19 protein-coding genes and 1 riboswitch are annotated in these 22,935 nt (G+C 31.5%); of the genes, 13 read left to right on the top strand and 6 right to left on the bottom strand.

The window, feature by feature from the left end; all coding sequences use genetic code 11:
- Window position 1 precedes the first annotated feature (1 nt).
- The 7 genes from N5D46_RS12545 (at window position 2) to N5D46_RS12515 (ending at window position 8,559) form a co-directional block, all read left to right on the top strand.
- Window positions 2-1,801 (top strand): ABC transporter ATP-binding protein, encoded by a 1,800-nt coding sequence (locus tag N5D46_RS12545; RefSeq protein WP_280050132.1) that lies wholly within the window; start codon window positions 2-4, stop codon window positions 1,799-1,801.
- A gap of 60 nt (window positions 1,802-1,861) precedes the next feature.
- Window positions 1,862-2,536 carry a hypothetical protein gene (locus tag N5D46_RS12540; RefSeq protein WP_280050131.1) on the top strand — a complete coding sequence of 225 codons (675 nt, stop codon included), beginning with the start codon at window positions 1,862-1,864 and terminating at the stop codon, window positions 2,534-2,536.
- A gap of 146 nt (window positions 2,537-2,682) precedes the next feature.
- On the top strand, window positions 2,683-4,065 hold the full coding sequence (locus tag N5D46_RS12535; protein ID WP_280050130.1) for a TolC family protein: 1,383 nt from the start codon (window positions 2,683-2,685) through the stop codon (window positions 4,063-4,065).
- A 4-nt stretch (window positions 4,066-4,069) separates the two neighbouring features.
- On the top strand, window positions 4,070-5,062 hold the full coding sequence (locus N5D46_RS12530; RefSeq protein WP_280050129.1) for a biotin/lipoyl-binding protein: 993 nt from the start codon (window positions 4,070-4,072) through the stop codon (window positions 5,060-5,062).
- Between the two features lie 6 nt (window positions 5,063-5,068).
- On the top strand, window positions 5,069-6,250 hold the full coding sequence (locus N5D46_RS12525; protein ID WP_180904727.1) for an ABC transporter permease: 1,182 nt from the start codon (window positions 5,069-5,071) through the stop codon (window positions 6,248-6,250).
- Window positions 6,251-6,285: 35 nt separating this feature from the next.
- Entirely contained in the window at window positions 6,286-8,175 is a 1,890-nt protein-coding gene (locus N5D46_RS12520) for an ABC-F family ATP-binding cassette domain-containing protein (protein WP_280050128.1), read from the top strand.
- Between the two features lie 67 nt (window positions 8,176-8,242).
- Window positions 8,243-8,342, top strand: a riboswitch (SAM-I-IV-variant riboswitch).
- Window positions 8,343-8,385: 43 nt separating this feature from the next.
- Window positions 8,386-8,559 carry a hypothetical protein gene (locus N5D46_RS12515; protein WP_181816318.1) on the top strand — a complete coding sequence of 58 codons (174 nt, stop codon included), beginning with the start codon at window positions 8,386-8,388 and terminating at the stop codon, window positions 8,557-8,559.
- Between the two features lie 128 nt (window positions 8,560-8,687).
- Here the strand turns inward: N5D46_RS12515 and N5D46_RS12510 are convergent, their stop codons facing one another.
- On the bottom strand, window positions 8,688-10,175 hold the full coding sequence (locus N5D46_RS12510; RefSeq protein ID WP_280050127.1) for a helix-turn-helix transcriptional regulator: 1,488 nt from the start codon (window positions 10,173-10,175) through the stop codon (window positions 8,688-8,690).
- Between the two features lie 117 nt (window positions 10,176-10,292).
- Here N5D46_RS12510 and aceB point away from each other — a divergent pair, with 117 nt between their 5' ends.
- Both aceB and aceA read left to right on the top strand, forming a co-directional pair.
- Window positions 10,293-11,879, top strand: a complete 1,587-nt coding sequence (gene aceB, locus N5D46_RS12505; protein WP_280050126.1) for a malate synthase A — start codon at window positions 10,293-10,295, stop codon at window positions 11,877-11,879.
- A 77-nt stretch (window positions 11,880-11,956) separates the two neighbouring features.
- The gene (gene aceA / locus N5D46_RS12500; protein WP_347881032.1) at window positions 11,957-13,234 is read left to right on the top strand and encodes an isocitrate lyase; all 1,278 of its coding nucleotides are present in this window, start codon (window positions 11,957-11,959) and stop codon (window positions 13,232-13,234) included.
- Window positions 13,235-13,285: 51 nt separating this feature from the next.
- On the opposite strand, the gene N5D46_RS12495 is transcribed toward aceA, so the two are convergent.
- Both N5D46_RS12495 and N5D46_RS12490 read right to left on the bottom strand, forming a co-directional pair.
- On the bottom strand, window positions 13,286-13,723 hold the full coding sequence (locus N5D46_RS12495; protein WP_115002102.1) for a hypothetical protein: 438 nt from the start codon (window positions 13,721-13,723) through the stop codon (window positions 13,286-13,288).
- 9 nt (window positions 13,724-13,732) lie between these two features.
- Window positions 13,733-14,923, bottom strand: a complete 1,191-nt coding sequence (locus N5D46_RS12490) for an MFS transporter (protein WP_115001158.1) — start codon at window positions 14,921-14,923, stop codon at window positions 13,733-13,735.
- A gap of 293 nt (window positions 14,924-15,216) precedes the next feature.
- Between N5D46_RS12490 and N5D46_RS12485 the strand changes: the two genes are divergently transcribed.
- The gene (locus N5D46_RS12485; RefSeq protein ID WP_280050125.1) at window positions 15,217-16,092 is read left to right on the top strand and encodes a helix-turn-helix domain-containing protein; all 876 of its coding nucleotides are present in this window, start codon (window positions 15,217-15,219) and stop codon (window positions 16,090-16,092) included.
- A gap of 93 nt (window positions 16,093-16,185) precedes the next feature.
- Complete coding sequence (locus tag N5D46_RS12480) at window positions 16,186-18,135, top strand: oleate hydratase (protein WP_280050124.1); 1,950 nt, start codon at window positions 16,186-16,188, stop codon at window positions 18,133-18,135.
- A 155-nt stretch (window positions 18,136-18,290) separates the two neighbouring features.
- On the opposite strand, the gene N5D46_RS12475 is transcribed toward N5D46_RS12480, so the two are convergent.
- From N5D46_RS12475 to N5D46_RS12465, 3 genes are all read right to left on the bottom strand, one after another.
- The gene (locus N5D46_RS12475) at window positions 18,291-18,737 is read right to left on the bottom strand and encodes a hypothetical protein (protein WP_280050123.1); all 447 of its coding nucleotides are present in this window, start codon (window positions 18,735-18,737) and stop codon (window positions 18,291-18,293) included.
- Between the two features lie 146 nt (window positions 18,738-18,883).
- On the bottom strand, window positions 18,884-19,090 hold the full coding sequence (locus tag N5D46_RS12470; protein ID WP_125349309.1) for a helix-turn-helix domain-containing protein: 207 nt from the start codon (window positions 19,088-19,090) through the stop codon (window positions 18,884-18,886).
- Between the two features lie 569 nt (window positions 19,091-19,659).
- A complete protein-coding gene (locus N5D46_RS12465) occupies window positions 19,660-20,301 on the bottom strand; it encodes a DUF6266 family protein (RefSeq protein ID WP_115001161.1) in 642 nt (213 codons plus the stop codon).
- Window positions 20,302-20,931: 630 nt separating this feature from the next.
- On the opposite strand from N5D46_RS12465, the gene N5D46_RS12460 reads away from it, so the two are divergent.
- Together N5D46_RS12460 and N5D46_RS12455 are read left to right on the top strand one after the other, a co-directional pair.
- Window positions 20,932-22,134 (top strand): DNA adenine methylase, encoded by a 1,203-nt coding sequence (locus tag N5D46_RS12460; RefSeq protein ID WP_280050122.1) that lies wholly within the window; start codon window positions 20,932-20,934, stop codon window positions 22,132-22,134.
- 9 nt (window positions 22,135-22,143) lie between these two features.
- Window positions 22,144-22,923 carry a DUF3883 domain-containing protein gene (locus tag N5D46_RS12455; RefSeq protein WP_280050121.1) on the top strand — a complete coding sequence of 260 codons (780 nt, stop codon included), beginning with the start codon at window positions 22,144-22,146 and terminating at the stop codon, window positions 22,921-22,923.
- Window positions 22,924-22,935: the final 12 nt, after the last annotated feature.

Below are 22,935 nucleotides of genomic sequence, written 5' to 3'. Positions count from 1 at the left end.
AATGACAATCATTCAACTGTTTAAAAATCTACGTCCATTTGTAAAACCTTATCGTTCTTTGGTTGTCGCAACTTTGCTCCTAACCTTAGTTGGATCTTTTACGTCACAGGTAAACGCCCTTATTTTACAGTATACCGTAGATTCTATAAATGGTTTGGTTGAAGCTGGAAAAGGATTAAAAGAAGGTCTGAAAATCATTTCGTTTATTTCAATTGTTTTGATGACAAAAGAAATCTTGAATGCTTTTATCACATTTGGTCAAAAATATTATGGTGAAAAGCTTAGAATCTTAGTTTCACAAGATTTAGCACAAACCATTATCGAAAAGATTTTGACGTATAGAATGGCATTTTATACAAATCAAGATAATCAAGCAGGAAAACTTCAAACCCGTATTGACAGAGGAATTGAAAGTTTGACACGTTTAGTTCAAAACTTTTTTATCGATATTCTTCCACTTTTTGCCAATTCAATTGTTGCTTTAATTTTAATGTTCAATGCTAATTTTTATGTTGGATTGGTTGGACTTTGTATCGTTCCGATTTATTTCATTATCACGCAACAGCAAGCGAAAAAGCTGAGTGGTTGGCGACGAAACTTAAGAGGTTATCGTGAACAAAAATCACAAGGAATTATCAGCATAATTGATTCAATTACAGTAATTAAATCATTTAACCGAGAAGATATAGAAGGTAAAAAACAACTTGATTTGCAAAAAGAATTGACGAATAATCAAATGCAAACACGCAAAACAAGCTTCTTTTTTGATGGTTTAAAATCTTTTATCGAGCAGTTTGGCGTAGTGATTATCATTATTTTAACTTCGTATTTGGTTCTTGACGGACAAATGACAATTGGTGCAATTATGTTTCATATTTTGTTGTTTAACAACGTTTCTGCGCCTATTCGTCAACTGCATCGTATTTACGATGAAATGAATGATGCTATGATTTATTCCGAAAGTTTCTTTGGAATTTTGAAAGCAGACAATGAAAAAGAATCATCTGGGAATTATCTTCCAACAAATCTAAAAGGAAAATTCGAAATCCAAAATGTTGACTTTTCTTATCCAAATGGATACAAAGCCTTAAAAAATATAAACATGACAATTCAACCCAATAAAATTACAGCTTTGGTTGGTTTGTCTGGCGCGGGAAAAAGTACAGTTATCAATCTATTGGATAAATTTTATCAACCTGATTCTGGAAAAATTCTACTTGATGGAATTGATTTAGAAGAATATGACACACAATTTTTACGCGATAATATTGGATTGGTTTTACAAAAAAATCACATTTTTAATGGAACAATTGAAGAAAATATTCGTTACGGAAATGTCAACGCAACTTTCGAAGAAATAGAAGATGCTGCAAAACGTGCTTATATTCATGAACAAATTATGGATTTGCCAGAAGCTTATCAATCCAAAGCCTTATTGTTATCTGGTGGTCAACAGCAACGTATCGCCATTGCCCGCATGTTTCTCAAAAATCCACCAATTATTTTCTTAGACGAACCTACTGCAAGTTTGGATGCAATTGCGACGGAACAAATTAAAAATAGTTTGGATGCCATCAAAAAAGATCGAACAGTTATCATTATTTCGCATAGTATTTCTCAAATTATCGATGCCGATTATACGTACGTGATGAAACAAGGCGAAGTTGTAGAACACGGAATTCATGAGGATGTATACAAAATGAACGGTACTTATAAAGAGATTTTTGATGCGATGGCAAAAAGCTTAAACATTGAAAAAATTGCCAAAACTTTTGACGATGAAGAAGAAGAAAATTATTAGGAATAATTCTATTATAAAACATTATAAATCACTACCTTTAAAGAGATAATAGGATAGCGTATGAAAAATTTGGTTTATTTATTAATTGGGTTAACGTTTCTGACCCAATCTTGCGAGCAAAAAAAAGAAGCTCCAAAAGAATTAGCACTTAATACGGTAACTTACGAAAATGCTTTAGACGTTCCTGTGAATAAAGTTGGTGTTCTGATTAATATAGATTCCCTTGGTTTTTTTGATCATAATTCTCAAAATTTAGATCAAAACATTGATTCAAAATCAATTGAAAACCAGCTCAAACAAATAAATTCTAAATTTGATATTGTAAAAGTAATTCGTGATAAATCTGAAAAAATATTAAACGACAACAAGTACACTTATCAAATGATTGATAGATTTGATAAAAATTTAGTTCCGAATGAATTAATCACAAAGGAAAATGTAAATCAAGTTAAATTTAATGATTTAAAAAAAGCGATTAATCAAGATGATTTAGTTTTAATTAATGTAAAATCGGGTCTTGATTATGATCCTGCCAACAAACAGAAATACATCGCCAAAACATATGTCTACATTAATATTCTAGACCTTAAAAATAATGCTTTAAAATATAGCGAAACAATTGGTGGAACTAAATATATAGACGAAACAATCAATAAAAGTACGACGGATTATTTAGAGAAAATGATGAAAGAATCATTAAACGAAACGTTGGATATTATTGATAATAAATATTAAATACATTGAACTATGCGCCATTTTTCTGGCAACTTTTGGAAGTCCTGAACCCTTAAAAAGTTTCAGGATTTTTAATTTTAATGATATTCTAATATTGACTTTTATTCATGGTATATTTTTTGTTAATTTTAGTCAAAAATTATAGGATGCTTATTATTCGATATTTATCTTTTATTCCATTATTGACTTCTATTTCGGGATTTGCACAACAATTGATTGATCCGCAACTTCGATTGCCTGTTGAAAAAGCGATTGAGTCAAGTTATGAATTAAAAAATAAACAACTGGAAGTAGAAAAAAACAATTACCAATATGACGAAGTAAAAGGTAAACGACAACCAAATTTATCTGCAATTGCACTGGGTGGTTATCTAAACTCGAACGGAATCATCGATATTCCAACCAAATCAATCGATATTTTGTCTACAGAATTGTTTTCGGGAAATCAAAAATTCAATACCTCAGCAGGATTATTTACTGTTGGAGTTAACGCCACTCAAATTATATTTTCGGGATTACAAATTCCAAATGCGTTGAATGCTATTCAGGAAAAAAGTACTGCTTTAGATTATTTGAAAGAAGCCGAAAAAGAAACTATAACCAAAGATATTTTACAAACCTATGATCAATTGATGTTATTGGTCAAAGTAGAAGAATTAATTTCAAATTCTGCAAAACGCTTGGATAAAGAGCATCTTAAAGTGCAGAAAGCTATTCAAAATGGTTTAGCTATTCCATACGATCGTGAAAAAATAAAATTAGCAATGCTAGAATTAGAAGCTCGACAAGTAGAACTGAATGGTAATCGACAATTACTGTACAAAAAATTAGAAACTTTAACGCATCTGTCTGAAAAAGATCTTCAACAAATTCAATATGAACTTACCCCAATTGACATTCTTGCTTCAAGTTATACTTTAGAAAATAAAAAAGAGTTAAAAGCACTTGAACACTCTGTAAAAGCTTACGAATTTTTATATCAAAAAGAAAAAGGATCGCATTTACCACAAGTTTTTGCATTCGCGAACACCAATTATACGTCAATTTTTGGAAGTCGTTTTAAGCTAAAAGATGTTGATTTTTTGGGTGATGTTAATTTGAAAATGAACCAATTTTCGATGTTCCCTAATATTTTGATTGGTATTGGCGCAAAGTGGGAATTGTTGGATGGCGGACAACATAAAAATAAATTAGCACAAGCGAAAACTGACATTATAATAAATGAAAACAAGTTAAAAGATTCCCAAGAAAAACTGAATTTATTATTAAGTAAAAACAAAATTGATTACGAAACTTCTACTGAAAAATTGAAAGTAAATAATCAACAAAATACCATTGCAACAAATAATTTAGAAATCGCATCAAGACAATTTCAAGAAGGATTAATAGATGTAACTGAACGTTTGGCTGCTGAAAATGATTATTACAAAGCCAATCTAGGTTATTATACTCAAATCTTAGATCAACGCTCTAAAACCTACGAATTACTTCAAACTTCTGGAGAATTATTTAATCAATTATCAAATTAAAATCATGAAAAATACACTATACTATATTTTTGCTTTAAGCGGATTAATACTTTTTACAAATTGTAAATCATCTGACAAGGAAAATAAAAAAGAAGAGCAAACTATTTTTCAAGGTAAAATTGAGCGCGATCAAATTAGCGTTGTAACAAAAATTCCAGGAAAAATAGATCAAATATTAGTTCACGAAGGTGATGAAGTAAAAAAAGGACAAACGCTTTTTATCTTACAATTACCAGAAGTTGATGCGAAGAAAAGTCAAGCAGAAGGTGCTGTAAATTCTGCCGAAGCTCAATACGAAATGGCTAAAAAAGGTGCTACAGATAATCAATTGAAACAATTGCGTGCAAAAGTTGCTGGCTTGAAAGAACAATTAGATTATGCAGAAAAATCAAATCATAGATTAAAAAATATGCTTCGAGATAGTCTTGTTCCGCAACAAAGTTATGATGAAGTTTATGCTAAATATCAAGGTGCTAAAAATCAATATTTAGCTGCAAAAGCGGAATTAGCTGATGCCGAAAATGGAGCGCGTGTAGAACAACAACAAATGGCTTTGGGACAAAAAGAGCGTGCTTTGGGAGCTTTGCAAGAAGTAGATGTTGCTGAGGCGGAAAGACACATCAAAGCACCACAAGACATGACGGTTGAAACAATTAATCTAAAAGTTGGAGAATTAGCTTTGGCTGGATATTCTATTGCAAACGGAATTTTGGAAGAAACTACATTTTTTAGATTTACAATTCCTGAGAATAAAATCGGGCAATTGCAAAAAAATCAAATCGTCAATTTAAAAGTTCCTTATAAAAATAATATGGTTTTGAAAGGTAAAATTGTTTCGATAAAAGTTCTTAATTCGTATGCAAATATTTCGACTGCTTATCCTGATATCGATCAACAACAATCGCAATATGAAGTGAAAGTTGTTCCTGTTGACTATAAACAAGCTGCTCAACTATTGACAAAAGCAAATGTAGTTTTAGATCTTAATGCTAAATAAATTCTGATGAAAACGATTTTTCATTTAATTATACGAGAATTCAAACTTTTCTTCAAGAATCCTGTTTTACCTATTTTATTCTTGGGAGCACCTATTATGTATGGTGTTCTGATCGGAAATGTTTATAAAAAAGGGAATGTAACCGATTTACCAATTATTGTTGTAGATGAAGATCATACAACGACAAGTCAGAAAATTATTCAGATGTTAGATGAAAATGAATCGGTTAAAGTTGCTGAAGTTTTACCTTCAACATTTGATTCTAAGAATAAAGCTTTAGCAATCGGAGCTGAAGTTGTGGTTGTTATTCCTCGAAACTTTCAATCTGATGTACAACAAAAAAAATTACCCGAAATCGCTTATTTTGTAGATGCTTCAAACACGTTAACTTCTAATACAGCAGCAATCGCAATTACGACAGTTTTAACAACAATGAAAGCTGGAATTTCGATAGAAACAGCTCGAAAACAAGGCGTTCCTGAATATATTGCAACACAAAGCTACGAACCATTCAAATCAACGATGATTCGCCAAAATATCAGAAGTGGAAACTACTTATATTTTATGCTTCCAGGTGTTTTATTAACCGTATTACAACAAGTTTTATTATTAGGTTTAGCACTTTCATTTGCTTCAGAATTTGAGAACAGAACATTTAATGAATTAATCTCAAAATCATCTAATCCGTTTACCATTTTATTCGTCAAAACTTTTCCTTATTTATTTATGTCAGTATTTATATATATGCTGTATTATTGGTTCGGAATGTTTTATGACATGAAATTAGAAACCGAATTTTGGCCATTTTTCACTTCTTCTCTTGCATTCATTTTAGCCGTTTGCTTTTTAGGATTTTTAGTCAGCATTCTCCTTCCAAGCCAACTAAAAGCAACCGAAGTTTTGATGGTTGTTGCAACACCAAGTTTCATTTTAAGTGGATTTACATGGCCTTTAAGTCAAATGCCAAAATGGATTCAAGCAATTGCAGATTGCATTCCATTAACACATTATTTGAAAATATTCCGAATACTTTTCATCGAAAAAGGCGATCCTGCGTTAATTCAACCACATTTAAATAATCTAATTGTAATAGGAAGTATTTGCTTTGTCTTATCTTTGGCTATTCTAATCGTTAAAATAAGAAAAGCTAAACAATCGATGAAACAAATCGAAACAGAAAAGATTTAGCATCTTTTTTTAATTTACAAAACAGATAATAAACCATGAATTTTCTTACAGTTGAAAATCTAACCAAATCATACGGAATCAGAACTTTATTTGAAGATGTAAATTTTCATGTAAATGAAGGAGACCAAATCGCATTCGTAGCAAAAAATGGAAGTGGAAAATCTACTTTACTTAAAATTTTAGCTGGATTAGAAACTGCCGATTCTGGCGAAGTTCGTCCAAATAAAGGTGTTAAAATCTTGATGTTGGATCAAAGTGATGACTTTGACGAAAACTTGAAAAGTGAAGAATATATTTTCAATCATTCGAATGAAGTTTTAGATGTTGTTCGTCAATATGAAAACATGATCGAAAATGACCCAACAAATCCTGATTTAATTGATTTAATGGGAAAAATGGATGTTTTAGATGCATGGAAAGTTGAGCCAACAATCAAAGAAATTTTATCAAAATTGAAGATTGATTTCTTGGATCAAAAAATTGGAAAACTTTCTGGTGGTCAGCGTAAACGTATTTCTTTAGCGAAGTTTTTGATTGATTTAAGTTTCGAAACTGGATATGTTCTTTTAATTTTAGATGAGCCTACCAACCATCTGGATATAGAAATGGTGGAATGGCTTGAATATTTCTTGAACAAAGAAAACAAAACATTGATTTTGGTTACGCACGATCGTTATTTCTTAGATGCAATTTGTACCAAAATTCTCGAAATGGAGGACAAAACATTGTATGTACATTCGGGAAATTACGAAACTTATATTACGAACAAAGCATTGCGTATCGAAAATCAAAATGCAACAATTGACAAAGCGAAAAACCTTTATCGTAAAGAGATTGAGTGGATGCGTCGTCAACCACAAGCGCGTACAACAAAGTCTAAATCTCGTATTGACGCGTTTTATGATACCGAAAAAGTAGCTAAACATAAAATTGTCGATCAACAAGTAAAATTAGAGATGGTAATGACACGTTTGGGTCAAAAAATCATCGAAATGGAACATGTTTCGAAAGCATTTGGTCAAAAGAAAATTTTAGATGATTTCTCATATATTTTCGCTCGTGGTGGAAAAATTGGTTTAGTTGGAAAAAATGGAGTTGGTAAAACGACTTTCCTAAAAATGTTAGAAGGAATCGAAACTATGGATTCTGGAACAATTGAACGTGGAGAAACCTTAAATATTGGACATTTCAAACAAGATGGAATTGATTTCAAAGAAGATGAGCGCGTCATAGAATTTGTGAAAGATATTGCAGATTTTTTCCCTCTTTCTAATGGAAAAGAAATGCGTGCAGAACAATTCTTAGAAATGTTTTTATTTACGCCAGAACAACAACATACATTCATCTCAAAGTTGAGTGGTGGAGAGAAAAAACGTCTGCAATTATTAGCAATTTTGTACAAAAATCCTAACTTTTTGATTCTTGATGAGCCAACAAATGATTTAGATTTACCTACTTTAACGGTTCTTGAAAGTTTCTTAGAAGAATATCAAGGTTGTTTATTAGTTGTTTCCCACGATAGATATTTTATGGATAAAGTGGTTGATGAATTAATGATTTTCGAAGGCGAAGGAAAAGTTTCTCGTTATATGGGAACATATACAGAATATCACATCGAGAATAAAAACAAGCCCATAACTGACGATAAAAAGGCTGAAAAAGAAATCGTTATTCAGGAAAAAGTTGAATCGAAAGAGAAAAATGTAGAGACAAAACCAAAAAAATTATCGTTTAAAGAACAACGAGAATTAGAAGAAATTAATAAATCTTTACCAATTCTTGAAGCCAAAAAAGAAGAATTAACAAATTTACTTTCCGACCCAAATTTAGGTTATGACAAAATCGCAACTATTGGAGATGAACTACAAAAAATTGTAGATGAATTAGAGGAAAAAGAATTCCGTTGGTTAGAATTATCCGAATAAAAATATTGAAAAGGAACTTTTTTGAGTTCCTTTTTTTGTTTTTAAAATTTATGCCTATATTTACTCTATCAATCATCAGGAGTTTCTGAAAAATCAGAACACCAACCGAGCCAAAACCGCGCTACGGTGGTATAGAATGAGGGCAAACGCCAAAATAAAAGGTTATTCTCCACTCTATCCTGTTGTTTTTATCATTAAAAAATTAAAACAATGGAAAATCTAAAAAATGAATTTGTCGTATTATTCCGTGAATTAACTGACAACGAATTAATCGAACGCTTTAATCAAAATGTAGGAACAGTTCTTGGAATTCTGCAAGAAGATGTTATGTCAAAACATTATTCAACGAATTACAATACCGTAATTTTGATTGCACAACCATAGAAAGAGGAAACACATTTTCGCTTCAACATCATGTAATATTAGTTGAAAATAGATTAGAATATTTAGATTAAACATAAAAAAAGGAAAACTTGAAACAAGTTCTCCTTTTTATTTTATGGTAGATAATATTACTTACTCTGCTCTTTTATAAAATCATTAATCGTAACATTTAATCGTTTATTTCGGATATCTTTTTCAAAACGAATTGGTTCAGCAACACGTTCAGCACAGTCTTTCATACCACAATTTTCACACGTAACCGCAACTTCTTTTACAGGAATTGAGGCATCATTCATAAATTTCACTTTACGTTGAGCTGATTTGTACAATACACCAATCGTTACGCTTCGTAAATAATTTGGATTGAATGGATCTTTCGTTGCAGAAGAAATTACATAATATTTTTGATTATTATTGAACGGATACAACGAAATTTGTGCAGAAATCTCATGATGATCATCTTGATGTTTTTCCAATTCTTTCAAAACATTTAACGAAACCCAACGACGACAATAATGCTCATCCGTTTCATTTGCTTGTGGCGATTGTTGTTGATTAAGATGAAGTTCTTTCGTTAATTTATATGAATTTGAACCAACTTTTGCTGACAAACGCAAGAAAAACAAATCACGAATATTAAAATGTTTGGGTAACAAATTTGTCATTCGTTGATAAACCGTTTCAGGTGATTCGGTATATTTTCCAAGAATTTCTTGAAATTTAGACAAATCATGATGCTCTATAGCAAACAAATTCTGCATATCCTTCAACAGTTTTTCTTCTGGTAACAACAAAGCTCCAGCAAAATAAGATGCATAAAAATTGTTTAACAATTGATCAAAATTATCAAAACTTGCCCACGAAAATGTATACAAACGTTCCTTCAAATCAAGATAATTATAGCCTAATTCTTTCGCTAAAATAAATCGTTTTTGATCATTGTCAGAATTAATATTGATATACAACAGCTTTTTCTCTTTGATAAAAATAGAACGTAATTTCGCTAAATCCTTCCCTCCTAACGAAGTGAAATCTTCATAAAGAATGGTATAATTATATTCTTCTTTCAGAATTTCTTCCATCGTTTCATTTTTTACAAAATCTTCTGATTCAATCAAATATTCTTGTAAAAAACTCTTTGCAGATTTTTCAATTTCAGGGAAATAATTATCATTTGCTTCCTGAAAAGACCTCAACGAAGCCAAGAAAAAACTTTCGCGTGTAAGATTGTAATTATTACCTATTTCAATCAACGTAGAAATGAACGCATTTACCTTCATTGGTGCGTTAGAAATGATCTCAATTAAATCTCTTTCTTCTATTCCGAAGAGTTCCAAAGGAATTTCTTGCAATAAATTTGATTGTAGAATCTCAGCGACTGGTGCTAAATTTTTATCTAATTTTAAAGAAACTATCTCATCGTAAGGAATTTCCAACGCTTCGGCAAGAGCAACAATTTTATCAGTTTTTGGATATTTTTTACCTTTTTCGATCTCATTCAAATACGATTTCGAAAGACCAGTTAACTTAGATAACTTAAACAATGACAAATCCTTAGCCGTTCTTACTTGTTTTAGTTTTAACCCAAAAATTAATTTAATGTATTCTTCTTGCATAATTTTTTCAAAAATATTTGGTAAATGTAAACGAATTTTTATAATTTAGCGAACGTTCGCTGGAAGTAAAATTCCGCTCGAATAACCAAAACCAAAATTACAACAAAAACACAAAAAATGGATACTATTACAAGTGAATTAAAATTATCGCAGAATAAGCTGGATAGTTATCCAGATGTTTTGACAACCGAAGCGGTTAAATTTTTAACAGCTTTACACAAAAATTTCAACGAAAGACGTTTAGAACTTTTGGCGAATCGACAAGAAAGACAAATCTTTTTTGATTTGGGGAATTTTCCAACTTTTTTGTCAGAAACAAAAGAAATCAGAAATGGGGATTGGACAGCAGCTCCTATTCCAGCTGATTTACAAGACAGACGCGTTGAAATAACTGGTCCAGTCGATCGTAAAATGGTAATTAACGCGTTAAATTCTGGCGCTAAAACATTTATGGCCGATTTTGAAGATAGTAATTCTCCTACATGGGATAACAATCTTCAAGGACAACAAAATTTAAGAGATGCAGTAAATGGTACTATTTCATTCGAAAATAATGGAAAAAAGTATCAATTAAACGAAAAAACTGCTGTCTTGCTTGTAAGACCGAGAGGTTTACATTTGAATGAAAAGAATATCATAATAGATAAACAAGAAATATCAGGCTCACTATTTGACTTTGGTTTATATTTTTTCCATAATGCACACACGTTACTTTCCAAGCAAAGTGGGCCTTATTTCTATCTTCCTAAATTAGAACATCACCTAGAAGCACGCTGGTGGAACGATGTTTTTGTTTTCGCACAAAATTATTTGAACATTCCACAAGCTACGATTAAAGCTACAGTTTTGATCGAAACTATAACAGCTTCTTTTCAGTTAGATGAAATTATTTACGAATTAAAAGACCACATCGCAGGGCTAAACTGCGGTCGTTGGGATTATATATTTTCTTATATCAAAAAATTTAAGAAACACCCAAATTTTATTGTTCCAGATCGTTCACAAGTTACGATGACTTCGCCTTTTATGGCTGCATATTCGCAAGCAGTTATCCAACGTTGTCATAAACGAAACATACATGCAATTGGTGGAATGGCTGCTCAAATTCCGATTAAGAATGATGAAAAAGTCAATGAAATTGCCTTTGAAAAAGTGAAGAATGATAAACTTCGCGAAGTAAAAAATGGACACGATGGAACGTGGGTTGCGCATCCTGCTTTGGTAAAAGTCGCAAAAGATATTTTTGACGAATATATGCCACAAGCTAATCAAATTTCCAATAAGCGAGAAGATGTTGTAACAACTGCCGAGGCTTTGTTAGAATTGCCAAAAGGAACAGTTACAAAACAAGGAATTAGAGACAATATTAATGTCGGAATTTTATACATCGAAAGTTGGTTATCTGGAAAAGGAGCCGCAGCTTTATATAACTTAATGGAAGACGCAGCAACAGCAGAAATCTCTCGTACGCAGGTTTGGCAATGGTTAAGCCAGTCGATTACGTTAGAAAACGGATGCGAATTTAACAGTGACAAATACAAAAAATTAAGAGCCGAAGAGGTTCAAAAAATAAAAAAATTAGTTGGTGAGGAAAACTATTTGAACGGAAGATTTGAAGAAGCTATTTCAATCTTTGACGAATTAGTTTTATCGCACAAGTTTACCGAATTTTTAACATTAGAAGCCTATAAGTATATTGATTAAGCCCTTATAACCAGACACACACAAAAAGAAATACACACACAACACACATTCATAAACAAAACACAAAAAACACAATTATGAGCAATCAAGAAAGAATTCAAAAGATTCGGCAGGATTGGGAAACTAATCCACGCTGGACAGACATTGTTCGTCCTTATTCAGCAGAAGATGTTATTCGATTAAGAGGTTCTTTGGACATCGATTACACTTTAGCAAGATTAGGTGCTAAGAAACTTTGGGAAGGTTTAAATTCGAAGCCATTTATGGCGGGTTTAGGCGCTTTGAATGGTAATCAAGCCATACAAGAAGTGCAAGCTGGTTTAGATGCAATCTATCTTTCGGGATGGCAAGTTGCTGCAGATGCAAATCTTTCGGCAGAAATGTATCCAGATCAATCATTGTATCCAGCCAATTCGGTTCCAATGGTGATAAAGCGTATTAATAATGCGTTGCGTCGTCGCGATGAAATACAATCTGTTACCCAACAAGGAAACATTGATTATATGGTACCGATTATTGCCGATGCAGAAGCTGGATTTGGAGGAAACTTGAATGCTTATGAATTGATGAAACAAATGATAGAAGCTGGTGCTGCTGGCGTTCATTTTGAAGATCAATTATCTTCTGCCAAAAAATGTGGTCATCTTGGCGGTAAAGTTTTAGTTCCGACACAAGAAGCGATTAATAAATTAGTAGCAGCACGTTTAGCAGCAGATGTTTGCGGCGTTCCTACTCTATTGGTTGCAAGAACTGATGCAGAAGCTGCGAATTTGATTACTTCGGATATTGATGAAAGAGATCAACCTTTTATTATACAAGGAAGTAGAACTTCTGAAGGTTTTTACAATGTGAGAAATGGTTTGGAACAAGGAATTAATCGAGGTTTAAGCTATGCGCCTTATGCTGATTTAATTTGGATGGAAACATCTAATCCAGATCTTGGAATGGCAAGAGAATTTGCACAAGCGATTCGAGAAAAATATCCAAATCAGATGTTAGCCTATAATTGTTCGCCTTCATTTAATTGGGCAAAACATTTAACAGAAGCTCAAATGGAAACATTTCGCGAAGATTTAGCTGAAATGGGATACAAATTCCAATTCATCACTTTAGCAGGTTTCCATGCGATGAATACCTCTATGTTCGAGTTATCACGTGCATACAAAGCCAAAGGAATGGCGGGATATTCGGCATTACAAGAAAAAGAATTTGCGTTACAAGAAGAAGGTTTTGCAGCTGTAAAACACCAATCTTTTGTAGGAACACAATATTTCGATTACGTACAAAACACAGTGCAACAAGGCATTTCATCTACTACAGCTATGGCCGAAAGTACGGAAGCCGCACAATTCTAATACATACTTTTCAATTAGAAAGGACGTACCGCAACTACGTCCTTTTTTATCTTAATTAATTTTACTAATTACAAAAACTTTTCCATTCATTTCGAACGAATCTTGTTCCGATTTCCCAACCAAGATTCTAGCCAAAGGGGTTTGAGTTGATAGAACAAAAATCTTTTTATTCTCGAAAATAATTTCCCCAAAACTACACGCCATACAGAAATTTCCCATCGTAGTTTCAACATAACTACCTAAACCAATGGTTTTGTTCTCCACAATTTTTATTTTAGAAAACACGTCTTGCTGAATTAAAACTTCATTCAATTGGTTTTGAATTCGAGTAATTTCCTGTTGCATCATTTCGCGCGATGTTTCGTACTTATCGCCCATACTACTTTTGGTATCGTTGTTCGAGGCGCGCAAATCGTCAATCAAACCATTCAAATACGTTATTTTATCTTCGATTTGTTGTGCTATAAATTGATATAATTCTGCTTTCATTTCTTTCAATTAAATTGTTTGAGGCTTATTCTTAAATCTCAGCATGTAAATGGTTCCCAAAAGACAGATAAATGCCGAAACATAAATCACCATCGGAATGCGATCCAAATAATCCTGAAAATACCAACCCGCACACAATGCTCCAAGTCCTATCCCCGCTTCCATCGCAATATACATTGTTGCCATCGCCTTTCCACGTTCATCAGGTTTACTAAAATCTATTGTCCAAGCATTTAGTGCAGGTGAAAGAATTCCGGTTGAAATGCCATACATCAACCCCCCTAAAATCAACCCTATTTTTGCATCAATAGAAGCCAAAAGTACCAATGCAATAATCAATAAAACTAAGCCTAATTTTATCACCAACACACGCCCTTTTTGGTCAGATATCTTACCTGCAAAGAAACGAACCATCATAGATGATATTGTAAATAACATAAAGAAAACCCCTTTATTTTGAAAACCTAAATGTTCGGTCCAATCTGGAATTAATGTCAATATAGAACCATAAGCAACATACGAAAGAAACGTAATCAATGCCGCTGGCAAAGCTTCTTTTGCAAAAACATCTTGCTTCGAAATCTTTAATAATCCGAACGAAAATTTTTGTTTATTTTGCAAGGTCTCTTTCATATTGAATAAAATCAATATCGATAATAATGCAAAAAACGAAGACGTAAAAAACATCACATTAATCGATGTATATAATGTAATTGTACTTCCCAATGCAGGTCCAATTGCCATTCCGATACTGAAACAAATTCCGTGCAAGCCCAATGCTTCGCCCCAACGTTCGCGCGGAATAATATCTGCAATATAAGCTGCTGTTGCAGTGGGTTTGAAACCTGTCGAAAAGCCGTGTACCAATCTCAAAAATAAAAAACCTGAAACGGTTGTTAAAACAGGATATAAAATTCCGCACACAAAACAGACAATAGAACCGACTGCCATAATAGGTACCCGCCCCACTTTATCGGTTAATTTTCCACTAAAAGGTCTCGAAATTCCCGCTGTCAAGGTAAATAATGCAATAATAAATCCTTTGTATTCTGCTCCTCCCATGCTGCTTAAATAAGCAGGTAGCTCGGGAATCATCATATTAAAACTCGCTGAAAACAACAACGAACTCAAACACATTAAAATAAAATGGAGATTATAAACGGGATCTAAATTTAATTTTTTATTAATGGCAGAAAACATAACGGATTTTTTGCAAAGGTAATTTATCTTAACCGAAACAAACTACACAATCCAAAAGTATTACTTGTTACAAAAAATTACTACATCATTCAACATTGTTAGCCGATATTTCATTGATTATATTCATGAAATTTCTTATTTAAGAACTACTTAGTTGATATGAAAATAACTTTTACATTAGAATACAGTTAAAATACCTTATTGTATTTAATTACTTACTAAACAATTCTTATTTTTGCTATATCAATTCTACTACCCTAAAAAAACGATCTGACCAACTATTATTTTCAAGCATGAAAAACTATGAAAACCTAAAAGAGACCTTGTCTTTTTATGGCGTAAATTGTAATAAACTATATTATATCTCATCAGGAAATCCAATTTTTGCGTTTCCTGAAAGATCTTTTCGAATCGACTTTTATGCATTTTGTATTTGTTTATCTGGCTCGATAGAAGTTGAGATAGATTCTCAGAAATATTTTATTACTCAAAACGAATTCTTGATTTCTGCTCCTTCTACTGTTTTGAAAATTCTAGATACTAACTCTAATTTTAGAATGAAATTGTTGTTTTTTGAGAAAAACTTTCTCCTTAAAAACATTTCTAATCCTTTCTTTATTGATAAACTTAATTTGTTTACACATCAAAACTTTACAGTTTGTAAGGCAAATAAAAAAGAAGCGAATCATCTTTTTATGCTAATCAATTATCTTCAAGAGCAACGAGAAAGAAATGTTTTGTTCTTAGAAGATATTATTCGATCGATTATTTTTACTTTACTTCTTGAATCTGCCTCTATAATTGCTGAACAATATTCAAAAGAAAATAAAAATTATTCCCGCGAAATCAACACTCTATTTTGTAAGTTTACACAACTTGTTCAAGAAAATGTTATCGCTCACAAAGACGTACAGTTTTATGCAGATCAATTGTTTATTACAAATAAATATTTGATTCACCTTGTAAAAAAAGCAACTAAGAAAACTCCACATGTTATTATTGACGAGTATTTATTAAAAGAAGCGTATGTTTTGCTTGGCTACTCAGAGAAAACAATTGTCCAAATAGCATTAGATCTAGGTTTCAACTCTTCTTCATCTTTTGGTCGGTTTTTTAAAAAATACACTTCAATTTCTCCTCAACAATATAGAAAACAACAACATATATAAAAAAAGAAATTTGGGATACAAATGACGAATTTCGGGATACTTTAGAAAAGTAATAAAGCGTAATTTTATTCTAGAATCTTAAAATAAATAATTATGGATAAAGTTACTTCAAAATTTGACAACGTTTTAAATCATTCTACTATCTACGGAAATATTGATCATCAACCAGATGCAAGTAAAGAAACACCAAGAAACACTCCAGAAAAATCTTATCCCTTCTCTGATCAAATAGGAAATTACCAACGCAATAAAGGAATTCCTACAAAATCTTATAAGGACAGTAAGGTATATATTGTGGGAAGTGGTATTGCAGGTTTAGCTACTGCCTATTATTTTATTAGAGACGGACATTTCACTCCAGAGAATATCACATTTATAGAACAACTTCAGGTAGAAGGAGGTTCGTTAGATGGAGCTGGAAATGCAAAAGATGGTTACATAATTCGAGGAGGTCGAGAAATGGATTGTACCTACGAGAATTTATGGGATATTTTCCAAGACATTCCTGCATTAGAGTTACCAGAACCTTATAGTGTTTTAGACGAATATAGATTAGTAAATGATAATGATTCTAATTATTCTATTGCACGTTTAATTCATGAAAAAGGGAAAGTAAAAGACTTTAGTAAATTTGGTTTGAATAAGAAAGATCAATTAGCTATTATCAAACTTTTGTTAAAGAAAAAAGAAGAGTTGGATGATATAACGATTGAAGATTATTTTAATCAATCATTCTTAGAAAGTAATTTCTGGACATTTTGGCGTACAATGTTTGCCTTTGAGAATTGGCATAGTTTACTAGAATTCAAATTATATATGCATCGCTTTTTACATGCGATTGATGGTTTAAATGATCTTTCTTCATTGGTATTTCCTAAATACAATCAATACGACACTTTTGTTACGCCATTAGGTAAATGGTTAAAAGAAAAAGGAGTAAAAATTCAGTTAAATACACTGGTTAAAGATTTAGATTTATTAATTAATACAGAAGGAAAAGTAGTCAAAGGAATTATAACAGAACAAGATGGACAAGATGTAATTATTCCTGTTACACCAAATGATTATGTTATTGTAACTACTGGTTCTATGACTGAAGATACTGCGTATGGAGATAATACAACGGCACCAGTTTTAGCGATAGATAATAATACTAGTGGTCAAAGTGCAGGGTGGAAACTATGGAAAAATCTTTCTGCTAAATCTCCTGTTTTTGGTCGTCCAGAAAAATTTTGTGGGAATATTGAAAAATCTTCATGGGAATCTGTTACTTTAACTTGTAAACCTTCTGCATTAGTAGAAAAACTAAAAGAATATTCTGTTAATGATCCATATTCAGGTCAAACTGTTACAGGTGGAATTATTACCATTACAGATTCTAATTGGTTAATGAGTTTTACGTGTAATCGTCAACCACATTTTCCTACACAACCAGATGATATTTTAGTTCTTTGGGTTTATGCATTATTTATGGATAAAGAAGGAAACTACATTAAGAAAACAATGCCTACTTGTACAGGAAACGAAATCCTAACAGAATTATGTTATCATTTAGGAATTGAAGACCAAATAGACGACGTTATAGAGAATACAATCACTCGTTCTGCTTATATGCCTTACATCACATCTATGTTTATGCCTAGAGCAAAAGGAGACCGCCCACAAGTAGTTCCAGATGATTGTAAGAATCTAGGTTTAGTAGGTCAATTTGTAGAAACCAATAACGATGTTGTTTTCACAATGGAAAGTTCTGTTCGTACCGCACGTATTGCAGTTTATGAATTACTTAATTTAAATAAGCAAGTTCCAGACATTAATCCATTACAATACGACATTCGTCATTTATTAAAAGCAACTAAAACGTTGAACGATGATAAACCATTTATGGGTGAAGGTTTATTGAATAAAGTTTTAAAGGGAACTTATTTTGAACATATTCTACCTATTGGATCAGATTCACCACAAGAGGAAGAAGAAAAAGAATCTTTTCTATTAGAACAATTTGGTAAATTCAAAGAATGGGTAGGACATTTTAGAGGTTAAAATCACCCACAATTCAATCCTGAATACCAATGCTATAAAACTAATAAAAGCTTCTAAATCTTTAGTGATTTAGAAGCTTTTTGAGTATTACTATATTTTTTCTATTTAAAAACTATACCAGCTTTTATTAATAAATATTAGCTATAGTGATATTATTATTGAATTATTAAAGGTTTTATTTCAAATTCTGATTCAATATTTTCCTTTAATTTTAGAAATTCTATTGTATGCATACTATGCAAATCAACATCAGTTAATCCAAATGGTCCATTTTTCTCAGTAATATATAGTCCATTTTCAAGCTCAATTATTGCTTTCTCCATTTCATCAAGTTCATTTTCGAAATATTTAAAATGATAATTAATGATTTTTAAATTTAAAATTAATTCTATTGGTTTAGATTCAACTTTCCTTGCTAATTCAAACTTTTTTAAAGTTTCACTTTCATTCCATTCTTCTGTTGGAAAGTAAGGAATTTGAATTAGTTTATCATTATCAATTTTTATAAAAGACTCAAACTCCTGTAATCCATATTTATTTTCTGGGTTATAACAATATTTTATTTCGGTTATAATTTTTCCAATACTATCAGTCAGGGTCATTTTACAAAATTAAACTTAACAATATTTCTTTACAAGAATAAACAAAACCTGTTTTACAAAAAAGTTGTCATTTCTATATTTCATTCAACAACATTCCAATATACAAAATCTCAACCACTCCCAATACCCCACAAAAAAAGCTCTTATCAAAGAGCCATTTGGTTAAAGAACTGTTTTGGATAATAAAATTTATTTCCAAATTTTATATAAGGAATCTTATTCGTTTTCCTCATCCTATACAACGTTTTGTCACTCACGTTAAGCAAACTTTTTAGGTCTGCGTTATCATAGAATTTCTGATTTTCTTCTAATAGTAGAAAAGTTTTTTGGAATTCTATCAGCAGGAGCTTCATATCCTTTAATGCCTCTCCATCGTTTTGTAAAAATAAATCATTTTTCATATATTTAGTTAGGGTTAGGACTAACCAATTTACAACATAAACATATAATAACCAAATATTTACCAAACAAACAATATTCCTTTACACGAAATCTAGCTATCACCCTACTTTTTGTAGAGTACTCAAATCGATTATGTTCGACAATAAACCAATGTATCGTTGAACAGTTTTAGGATTAAAACCATAAATACAAGCAAGGTTCTCCCAGAATTTTACACCAAACATAAAGTTGAAAAAAAAACACATATTCACTTTGCAAAAAAAATACCACATAGAAACATAGACCCAAATGATTTTGCTTTCCAATTAGTAGTCTACCTATTCGTATTTTCAACTAATCTTTATAAGCCATCACAACTAAAACTATGTTTCTATGTGGTCAAAATAAATTTGAACAACATCTATAAAATTCTATTTTCGATACGATTCTTCTTCACTCTTCTACGCCGTTAAACAAAGTATTGTACCGAAAAATCACTCCAATCAACGAACTTCATTTTACTACTACCTCACTACTACCTTTACACAACCATATACTCGCCAAGATAAATACTGGTACTCGCCATAGCCTTTGTTTCACTATTCAGAAACGCCCAAAAATTCACTTTTTTGCCATTGTAATACGTTGGTAAAGTAACATCTATAATCATAGAATCACGAGTTACAACATTCTGAAACACTTCGAACGAATTTAGTTCCTCGCAATAACAAACAAGATTCACAAAATCCGAAGGTTGCGCATTGCCTTGCCCAGAATTATCTTCCCAATTCATTTGGAAACTATCCCCACCTGCCGTCTCTATCGTAGGTTGTAAAAAGCCAACCAAATCGCCTTTCGACACCAATACACGCTCTAATACAATAACAGGTAAACCATTCTCCATTTCCAATGCATTGTTCAGCATATAAGAAGTCGCGATGTTGTAGCGCGATTTTAGCCCGACTCTATTCCCAAAATATAAATTAAGAATAAGACGAATTGGTTGCAAAAAACCAATAATTTTCTTAAATTTGATTTGTTGCATCAATTGCAAATCAGTAGGTTGGCTTTTAGATTTTTTTGGCAAACTACGGATAATGTCTTTGCCGCGCCAATTAACGCCTACTACAGTTCCTACTTTTCCTGAGAATCCACCAAGGATTCCTTTTTTAATTTCTGCCATAATTGCAAGTTTTTATTGTTAATATTCATAAAGTTAGCAACAGAAACAACACCATTTACAAAAACACAATTTTGTGCCCGCATTTGCCCTGCTCTGCCCGCATTTGTCCACTTTTGTCCAGTTGCTTTTTACACAATAATAGTAATATAACAAAATAAAAACCTCGCTAACCTCCTATTTATAAGAGCTAGAGAGAAGTTGAATTTTTGGTCAATTTTGGTCTTGTTCGACCATTGTTCGACCATTGTTCGACGAATCTTCGGAAAAACGGCATTCTCGTCGAAGAACGGTCGAAGAAAACACGAACAAAAGTGGGAGGAAATTGAAATTGTAAAAATAAAATGATGCAAGAATACTTTGTTTCGCTATCCATACATTCATTATTACATTCTACATTAAATTATTTCGTGATACATGAATATTGTTTTTATAAATATCTTATTTACAAAAAAATAATTATATTTGCTTCTAATTTTACGAAATGCAGATATAGGTGATTTTTTACGAAACAAAAGCTAGATCAGTTTCGTGAAAAAACAATGTTAGGCGTAATGCTCCGAGCGACCGTACTAAATTCAACATTTAGACAAAAACAGACACAGAACATAATAAAATTTGTAGATTTGCAAAATGGAAAATATTGTATCAGAACCAGTAGAAACATATAACCAAATCGGACTTGGTTTGTCAAATTATGTTGATACAAGAAAACTATCACCAATTTTAAAATGGGCAGGTGGAAAAGAACAAGAATTAAAATATATTCTTCCCAATTTACCACAAGAAAAATTTACAGATTATTATGAACCGTTTGTTGGTGGTGGTGCCGTTTATACAGCTATTCAAGCTGACAAATACTTCATTAATGATAAATCAGAAGAACTTATTTTATTATATAGAAGTTTAACAAACGGTGATAGAGAAGTATTTTTTCAAGCAACAAAAGAAATTATACATAATTGGGATTTATTAAGTTTTGTAACAAAAGAAAACTCAGTTTTTTTTATAAATACATACAAAAGTTTTTCAGAAAATAAAATTACAGAAACAAAATTGAAAGACATTCTTTTTGAGTTTATTCTTAAAAATGCAGAACAATTTAATGGAATGTTCTCTACAATTTTTAATTTCAATATTGAAAACTTCATAAAAGAAATAAAGGTGAATCTTATTCGCAAAATTAAGCGAATGAAAGAGTTAGAAATATTAAAATCTAAACTACCAGATTCTGATATTTTAGACAATATAGAAACAGCTTTTAAAAGTGCGTTTTATATGCACTTTCGACACATTTACAATAATACAGAAAAGTATAATATTCAAAATGCTTTTAAATCGGCAATATTCTTATTCATAAGAAATTTTGCTTATAGTGGAATGTTTCGCTATAATTCAAGTGGAGAATTTAATGTTCCTTATGGTGGAATTGCATACAATAATAAAAATTATAGTAAAAAAATTGAATATTTAGAAACTCAAGAATTAAAATCTTTACTTGACAACACAATAATTGAGAATGAAGATTTTGAAAGTTTTTTTGAACTTCATAAGCCGACAAAGAATGATTTTATTTTTCTTGACCCACCATATGATAGCGAATTTAGCACATATGCTAAAAATGAATTTACAAGAAAAGACCAAGAAAGATTGGCAAATTACCTAATAAATAATTGCAAAGCAAAATGGATGATGATAATTAAAAATACTGATTTCATTTTTGACTTATACAGTAACAAAGGACTAAATATTAAATCTTTTGAAAAAACATATCTAGTTAGTTTTATGAATAGAAACGACAAAAATGTTGAACACCTTTTAATTACAAATTATTAAAAAATAATAATGGCAGCACATACAGAAGCACAGATAAGACGAGCAATTAAACCATTATTAACCGTTTATGGTGAATTAAACACCTCTGAAGTTAAAAATCTATTGCACACAGTTTTAGAATTTAGTGAAGAAGACAATATACCTTCTGCAACAAGAAACGAAGTTCTTATCATTCAAAGAATAGGCAATATTGTTGCTCACCAAACTGAAACTATAAAAATCTATGATGAAGGATTTATACTAGACAAGAATTTTAGACCAGCTAAATTTTCTTTAATTAACCCTATTTCACAAGCTGTTATTCAACCAGCGGAAGTAACAACAATAAAGGAAAAAACAAGACGATTTATTGCTCGTAAAGTTGATTGGGAAAAATCACGTGACAGAAATAATGAAATTGGAGACCAAGGCGAAGAATTTGTATTAGAATTTGAAATAGACCGTTTAATCGAAACGCTTGCAATAGACAGAACAAATGCGACACAAAATGTTCAGCATTTAAGCCGTTTGCAAGGAGACGGACTTGGATATGATATTGCCTCAATAAATGATGACGGTTCACCTCGTTATATTGAAGTAAAAACTACAAGTGGTGGTTTTAATCAGCCATTTTATATGAGTAAAAACGAAAGACATTTTTTTGAAGAATATGGAGATTCTGCATTTATTTATAGAGTTTACAATTTTAACAGAGAAACAAGACGTGGAGATGTTAGAATAATAACTCAAACAGAATTGTTCTCAAATTTCAACTTTGACACAATTACTTGGCAAGTAACACCGAAATAGAAAGCACTACGC

Origin of the sequence: Empedobacter sp. GD03865 (genome assembly GCF_029840775.1) — a bacterium.
Lineage (GTDB): Bacteria > Bacteroidota > Bacteroidia > Flavobacteriales > Weeksellaceae > Empedobacter > Empedobacter falsenii_B.
This window is presented reverse-complemented; position numbering and strand designations above follow the sequence as displayed.